This window comes from Sphingopyxis sp. (genome assembly GCF_036402335.1).
Classification (GTDB): Bacteria; Pseudomonadota; Alphaproteobacteria; order Sphingomonadales; family Sphingomonadaceae; genus Sphingopyxis.
Map to the genome: position 1 here is coordinate 1 of NZ_DASWTD010000467.1, position 6,020 is coordinate 6,020.

Sequence of the window (6,020 nt, forward strand, 5' to 3'; positions counted from 1 at the left end):
GGGTGGGCGGGGAATCGGGTTCGCCCGCGGTTCCTATCCCCACCACATCGCGCCCAGCGCGCCCGCGGCCCCGGCGGCGATTGCCGTCAGCGCATAACGCCACCAGCGGCGGCGTTCACCCTTGTCCCACATCAGCGGAATCTCGGGAAGCGGCGGCGCGGGCGGGGCGCCGCCGGGCTTCGGCAGTTGGGCATCGAGGCGGCGGATGATGTCGGGGATCAGCGCCAGCGTCTTGCCCTGTTCGCGGATGCCGTCGGCAAGCGCCGCTTCGGGGCCGAGTTCGTCGCGAATCCATTCGCTGACGAAGGGCCCCGACACATTCCACATGTTGATCTTGGGATTGAGCATCGTGGCGACACCCTCGACCATTACCATTGTCTTTTGCAGCAGCAGCAGGTGCGGCTGCGTCTGCATGTCGAAATCGCGCGTGATCGCGAACAGCCCGTCGAGCATCTGCCCAACGCTGAGTTCGCTCACCGGCTTGCCGCGCATCGGCTCGCCGACCGCGCGGAGCGCCGTCGCGAACTCCTCGACGCTGTGATAATCGGGGACATATTGCGCCTCGAAATGGATTTCGGCGACGCGGCGGTAATTGCCCGTGGTCAGACCATAGAGAATCTCGGCGAGCCAGTAGCGCGCCTGCCGGTTGATCCGCCCCATGATGCCGAAATCGACCGCGGCGATCGTGCCGTCGGCCTTTACGAACAAATTGCCCTGATGCATGTCGGCGTGGAAAAACCCCTCGGCAATTGCCTGCCGCAGGAAGGCGTTGACGAGGTTCGCCGACAATTTTTCCATGTCGTGACCGGCAGCGATCAGTTGCTCGCGGTGCGAAATCTTGATGCCGTCGATCCAACCCAGCGTCATCACGCGGCTCGCGGTGCGGTCCCAGTCGATCTCGGGGACTTCGTAGGTTGGCACGCCGACCATCGCATCGCGGAGTTCGGAGGCCGAGGCGGCCTCGCGGCGCAGGTCGAGTTCGCGCAGCGTCCAGCGCCGGAAATTGGCGATCACTTCGCGCGGGCGGAGCCGCGTCGCTTCGCCGCCGAGCGCCTCGAGATGCGCCGCGGCCCATTCATAGGTGTCGATGTCGCGCGCGAACTGCTTGTCGATGCCGGGGCGGCGGACCTTGACCGCGACCTTGCGGCCCTCGGTCGTCACGGCGCGGTGCACCTGCGCGATCGAGGCCGAACCGACGGGTTCGGGGTCGAACTCGCTGTAGAGGCTTTCGAGCGGGACTTCGAAGGTCGCCTCGATTTCCTGCTTGATACGATCGAACGCGACCGGCGCGAGCGCGTCCTGCAGCGTCAGCAGATTATGCGCCGCTTCCTCGCCGACGAGGTCGGGGCGCGTTGCGAGCGTCTGGCCGAGTTTGACCGCAGCCGGACCGATCGCCTGGAACGCGGCGGCATAGTCGGGCATCTTCGGCTGGATTGTGCCGAGCCGTGCGATGCGGCAAAGGCGCTTGACCCCCGGCGGCGTCTGCGGCGCTGTCTCGATGCCGCGCAGTGCACCGTGACGCGCAAGGATGCGTCCCCACTTCAGCAGGCGGGCAATATGCGTGACGGGTCGGGTCAAGCTTTCCACCCGCTATGGATGGCGACGAGACCGCCAAGGATCGGTTCGACCTTCACCGCGGTGAAGCCCGCGTCGCGGATCATCTGCGCGAATTTGGGCATCGGCGGGAAACGGCGAATCGATTCGATCAGGTAACGATAGCTGTCCTCGTCATCGGCGATCAGCTTGCCGAGTTTGGGGACGAGATGGTGCGAGTAAGCATCATAGGCTTGGGCGAACCCCGGCCACTCGTTGGTCGAAAATTCGAGGCAGAAGAAACGCCCGCCATAACGCAGCACACGGTGCGCTTCCTCGAGCGCTGCGGGAATGTCGGTGACGTTGCGGATGCCGAAGGCGATCGTATAGGCGTCGAAAAACTGGTCGGGAAAGCTCAGCTTCTCGGCATTCTGTTCGGACCAGACGAGCGTATCGATGCCGCGCTCCGCCGCGCGTTCCATACCGACGCCGAGCATGTCGGGGTTGATGTCGGCGACGGTGATGCTCGCGCCGAAGCGTTCCATGCGAAACGCGATGTCGCCGGTCCCGCCCGCCATGTCGAGGATCGTCTCGCCCTCGCGCGGCTTGACGCGGCGCACGAAGCGGTCCTTCCACAGCCGGTGCATCCCGCCCGACATCGCGTCGTTCATGATGTCGTACTTGCGCGCGACGCGGCTGAACACTTCGCCGACCATCGCGGTCTTCGCGCCCGCGGGGACCTGTTCATAACCGAAGCTGACGGTGTCGGGAGTGGCCATGGAGTGCGCGCCTTTGCGGGGGAGATGGTGTGTTGCGTCGGCCTTTAGCCGGGCCTTGCCGTGCAGGCAAATGGCGCGTAGCCCGATGCGCGATATGCCCGAGCTACCCGAAGTCGAAACCACCGTCCGCGGCCTCGCCCCCTTCCTCGAAGGGCAAAGGCTGACCGCGGTCACCACCTTCCGCCCCGATCTGCGCCGGCCCTTCCCCGCCGATCTCGCGCAGCGATTGACGGGCGCGACCGTCACGAGCCTCTCGCGCCGCGCCAAATATGGGGTCATCTCGACCGACCGCGACGATCATATGATCTTTCACCTCGGCATGTCGGGACGCTGGCGGACCGAGGGCGGCGAGGCGGGCAAGCACGACCATCTGCTGCTCGAAACCGCCGGGCACCGGCTGTTCCTCCACGATCCGCGGCGCTTCGGGTCGGTCGATCTCGTCAGCGGCGACCCGCTGACCTTGTTTCCCGCCTTCGTGACGCTGGGTCCCGAACCCTTGTCCGACGCTTTCGATGCCGCCTATCTGGCGAAGGCGCTTGCGGGGCGCCGCGCACCGATCAAAGCGATGCTGCTCGACCAGACGCTCGTCGCGGGGCTCGGCAACATCTATGTCTGCGAGGCGCTCAACATGGCCCGTATTTCGCCGGTGAAGCCCGCCGCCGATGTGTCGAAGGCAAAGCTCGCCGTGCTGGTGCCCGCGATCAAGAAGGTGCTGATCGCCGCGATCGCCGCGGGCGGGTCGACCTTGCGCGATTTCCTCAGCCCCGAAGGCGACCTCGGTTATTTCGCCAGGGACTGGCGCGTCTATGGGCGCGAAGGCGATACTTGCGAATGCGGCGGGACGATCGCGCGGATCGTGCAATCGGGCCGGTCGACCTTCTATTGCTCGAAATGCCAGCGATAATATGGGGGATCAGCCGAGCCGATGCGGCGTCGGGTCTCCCCGCTCTTCGATGATCTGCTGCCGCGCCACGGCCGAACAGCGTTGATATTCGGACAGCAGATCATCCCTGTCCCTGGCGGTCGCGTTCGCCATCATGTCGACGACGCCTGCGGTGTCGCGCGCCGCAACCTCACGAACCCATGCGATCTCGTCCAGGCCGCATGCGCGCGCCAGCAATCGCGTTGCGCGGACGCGGAGCCGGAATTCGAAGTCCATGAGCCGCGCGGACTCGAATTCCTCCTTTTTCTGCATGGCTTTGCCGAGATCCCACGTCATGGACGGAATATGTGGCCGCCGCTCGGCGAGCGTCAAGCCGGCTGGGGTCTTGCGGCATCGTCCGGCTTGTCGCACCGGCGCGCGGAAAAGGGCCGAAACCCATTGACCAAATCGCCCTTGATCGCTATGCGCGCACCCTTCGAGCAGGGTCCGGGCGTCCGGAACCGGCCGCATCCGGACATTGATTCGCTGCTTTCGCGCGATTCGGCTGCTCCGTACGAGGCTGTGCTCCGACCATGTAGACCGTTTGAAAGACCAGAGGAATTTATGGCCAATACGCCGCAGGCAAAAAAGCGCATCCGCCGCAACACCGCGCGCACCGTCGTGAACAAGAATCGCGTTTCGCGCATTCGCACGCTGGTGAAGAAGGTCGAGAATGCCGTCGCTGCGGGCGACAAGGACGCGGCCGCGACCGCATTGAAGGCTGCGCAGCCCGAAATGGCGCGCGGCGTTGCCAAGGGTGTACTTCACAAGAACACCGTGGCCCGCAAGTTCTCGCGCCTGACCAAGAGCGTGAACGCGATCGCCTGATTCGCTTCGTCCCGAAAGGGAACAGAAAGGACCCGCTGGCTTCATGCCCGCGGGTCCTTTTTTGCGCCCGATATTGTTACATGGTGATGGCAATAGTGTTGCAGCGCGGTAAGTGACGGATTTACGGCGATTCGTTGATATGTCGCACGATTGTCACAAATAAATATTTGAAAAATATAGGGAAAACGCCGTTTTCGCGCGATTCCGGCACCCCCCGCGAGTCAAGATTTTTATTTCAGTATTTTTACACGGCCAGCCCTTGATCGACTCGCCGACCCCTGACTAGACAGGGGGGTCGTCGGCCTTCGCCGGCGGCCGCCACATCGACATGATTCGCGACTGTTCGGGCTGCTTGCCCGGGACAGGAAGCTTGCGCCCGGCGCAGGCGACGGATCGGCGTGTGCCGCGGTCGCCTTCCGGTCCGGCGAGCGGGACCAAGGGGGGCGGCAAGGCGTGACGGAAAGCGGGTATCAGCATGGGAACAACGCCGGGGATGGAGCAGTGAGCGGCGATGCCGCGACGCTCTGGCCGCGCGTTGCCGAAGGGCTGCGCCGCGACCTTGGCGCACGCACCTTCGACCATTGGCTGAAGCCCGTGCACTTTGCCGACTATTGTTCGCTGTCGGGCGTAGTGACGCTCGAGACCGCAAGCCGTTTTTCGGCGAACTGGATCAACGAACGCTTCGGCGACCGGCTCGAACTGGCATGGCGGCAGCAGCTGCCGGCGGTGCGCGGCGTCACGGTGCGCGGCGGCGCGGTGGCAAGCGAGCGGGCGACCGTTCTCGCGGCAGCGCCGCTCCCGGCCTTCGAGGCGCCCCCGGCACCTGCCGCGAATCCGGCCCTGCTCGGTTTCGACCCGCGCCTGTCGTTCGACCGCTTCGTGGTCGCGCGCAGCAACATCCTCGCCGCCAACGCCGCGCGCCGCATGGCGATGGTCGAGCGGCCGCAGTTCAATCCGCTCTTCCTCTGTTCGGGCACCGGACAGGGCAAGACGCACCTGCTCCAGGCGATCGCGCAGGATTTTGCCGCGACGCACCCGACCGCGACGATCATCCTGATGTCCGCCGAAAAATTCATGCTCGAATTCGTCGGCGCGATGCGCGGCGGCGACATGATGGCGTTCAAGTCGCGGCTGCGCGCCGCCGATCTGTTGCTGCTCGACGATCTCCAGTTCGTGATCGGCAAGAATTCGACGCAGGAAGAGTTGCTCCACACGATCGACGACCTGATGACCGCGGGCAAGCGCCTTGTCGTCACCGCCGACCGCCCGCCGGCGATGCTCGACGGGGTCGAGGCACGACTGCTGTCGCGCCTGTCGGGCGGGCTCGTCGCCGATATCGAGGCGCCCGAGGACGATCTGCGCGAACGCATCCTCCGCCAGCGGCTCGCCGCGATGCCGATGGTCGACGTGCCCGACAATGTCGTCGCCTATCTGGTCAAGCATTTCACGCGCAACATCCGCGAGCTCGAGGGCGCGCTCAACAAGCTGCTCGCCTATGCCGCGCTCACCGGGACGACAGTCGACCTCACGCTTGCCGAGGACCGGCTGGCCGAGAATGTCCGTACCGCGCGACCGCGTATCACGATCGACGAGATCCAGCGCGCGGTGTGCGCGCACTACCGGCTCGACAAGTCCGAAATGTCGTCGAAGCGCCGCGTTCGCGCGGTCGCGCGGCCGCGGCAGGTCGCGATGTATCTCGCAAAGGAACTGACGCCGCGCTCCTACCCCGAAATCGGGCGCCGCTTCGGCGGGCGCGATCATAGTACAGTGATCCACGCGGTGCGCACGGTCGAGGCGCTGCGCGTCGCCGACAGCGAACTCGACGCGGAGATCGCGGCAATCCGGCGCAGTCTCAACAACTGATCCACAGATTTACGCCGGAGTTATCCCCGGAGATATCCACAAGGTGTGCGCCGCTCGAACGCCCGTGCTGGGGTAGCGAGCTGTCCCTTTTGTGC

General features: G+C 65.2%; 6 protein-coding genes. 3 read left to right on the plus strand and 3 right to left on the minus strand.

From position 1 onward, the window contains the following. Positions 1 to 33 precede the first annotated feature (33 nt). Both ubiB and VGD20_RS15185 read right to left on the minus strand, forming a co-directional pair. Positions 34 to 1,578, minus strand: coding sequence for a 2-polyprenylphenol 6-hydroxylase (gene ubiB / locus VGD20_RS15180; protein WP_331135249.1), 1,545 nt, complete (start codon positions 1,576 to 1,578; stop codon positions 34 to 36). Then, positions 1,575 to 2,312 carry a class I SAM-dependent methyltransferase gene (locus VGD20_RS15185; RefSeq protein WP_331135250.1) on the minus strand — a complete coding sequence of 246 codons (738 nt, stop codon included), beginning with the start codon at positions 2,310 to 2,312 and terminating at the stop codon, positions 1,575 to 1,577. The genes ubiB and VGD20_RS15185 overlap by 4 nt, the downstream gene beginning before the upstream one ends. 94 nt (positions 2,313 to 2,406) lie before the next feature. Here VGD20_RS15185 and mutM point away from each other — a divergent pair, with 94 nt between their 5' ends. Beyond that, positions 2,407 to 3,216: a bifunctional DNA-formamidopyrimidine glycosylase/DNA-(apurinic or apyrimidinic site) lyase gene (gene mutM, locus VGD20_RS15190; protein ID WP_331135253.1), complete on the plus strand. Its 810-nt coding sequence runs from the start codon at positions 2,407 to 2,409 to the stop codon at positions 3,214 to 3,216. A gap of 9 nt (positions 3,217 to 3,225) precedes the next feature. On the opposite strand, the gene VGD20_RS15195 is transcribed toward mutM, so the two are convergent. Next, on the minus strand, positions 3,226 to 3,567 hold the full coding sequence (locus VGD20_RS15195; RefSeq protein ID WP_331135251.1) for a hypothetical protein: 342 nt from the start codon (positions 3,565 to 3,567) through the stop codon (positions 3,226 to 3,228). Between the two features lie 231 nt (positions 3,568 to 3,798). Between VGD20_RS15195 and rpsT the strand changes: the two genes are divergently transcribed. Together rpsT and dnaA are read left to right on the plus strand one after the other, a co-directional pair. Further along, positions 3,799 to 4,062 carry a 30S ribosomal protein S20 gene (gene rpsT, locus VGD20_RS15200; protein ID WP_037514171.1) on the plus strand — a complete coding sequence of 88 codons (264 nt, stop codon included), beginning with the start codon at positions 3,799 to 3,801 and terminating at the stop codon, positions 4,060 to 4,062. 501 nt (positions 4,063 to 4,563) lie between these two features. Continuing rightward, positions 4,564 to 5,925, plus strand: coding sequence for a chromosomal replication initiator protein DnaA (gene dnaA, locus VGD20_RS15205; RefSeq protein ID WP_331135252.1), 1,362 nt, complete (start codon positions 4,564 to 4,566; stop codon positions 5,923 to 5,925). Positions 5,926 to 6,020: the final 95 nt, after the last annotated feature.

Excerpts from the sequence above, each read along its gene's own strand:
- VGD20_RS15185 (WP_331135250.1), bottom strand. The coding sequence starts at position 2,312 with ATGGCCACTCCCGACACCGTCAGCTTCGGTTATGAACAGGTCCCCGCG.
- mutM (WP_331135253.1), top strand. The coding sequence starts at position 2,407 with ATGCCCGAGCTACCCGAAGTCGAAACCACCGTCCGCGGCCTCGCCCCC.
- rpsT (WP_037514171.1), top strand. The coding sequence starts at position 3,799 with ATGGCCAATACGCCGCAGGCAAAAAAGCGCATCCGCCGCAACACCGCG.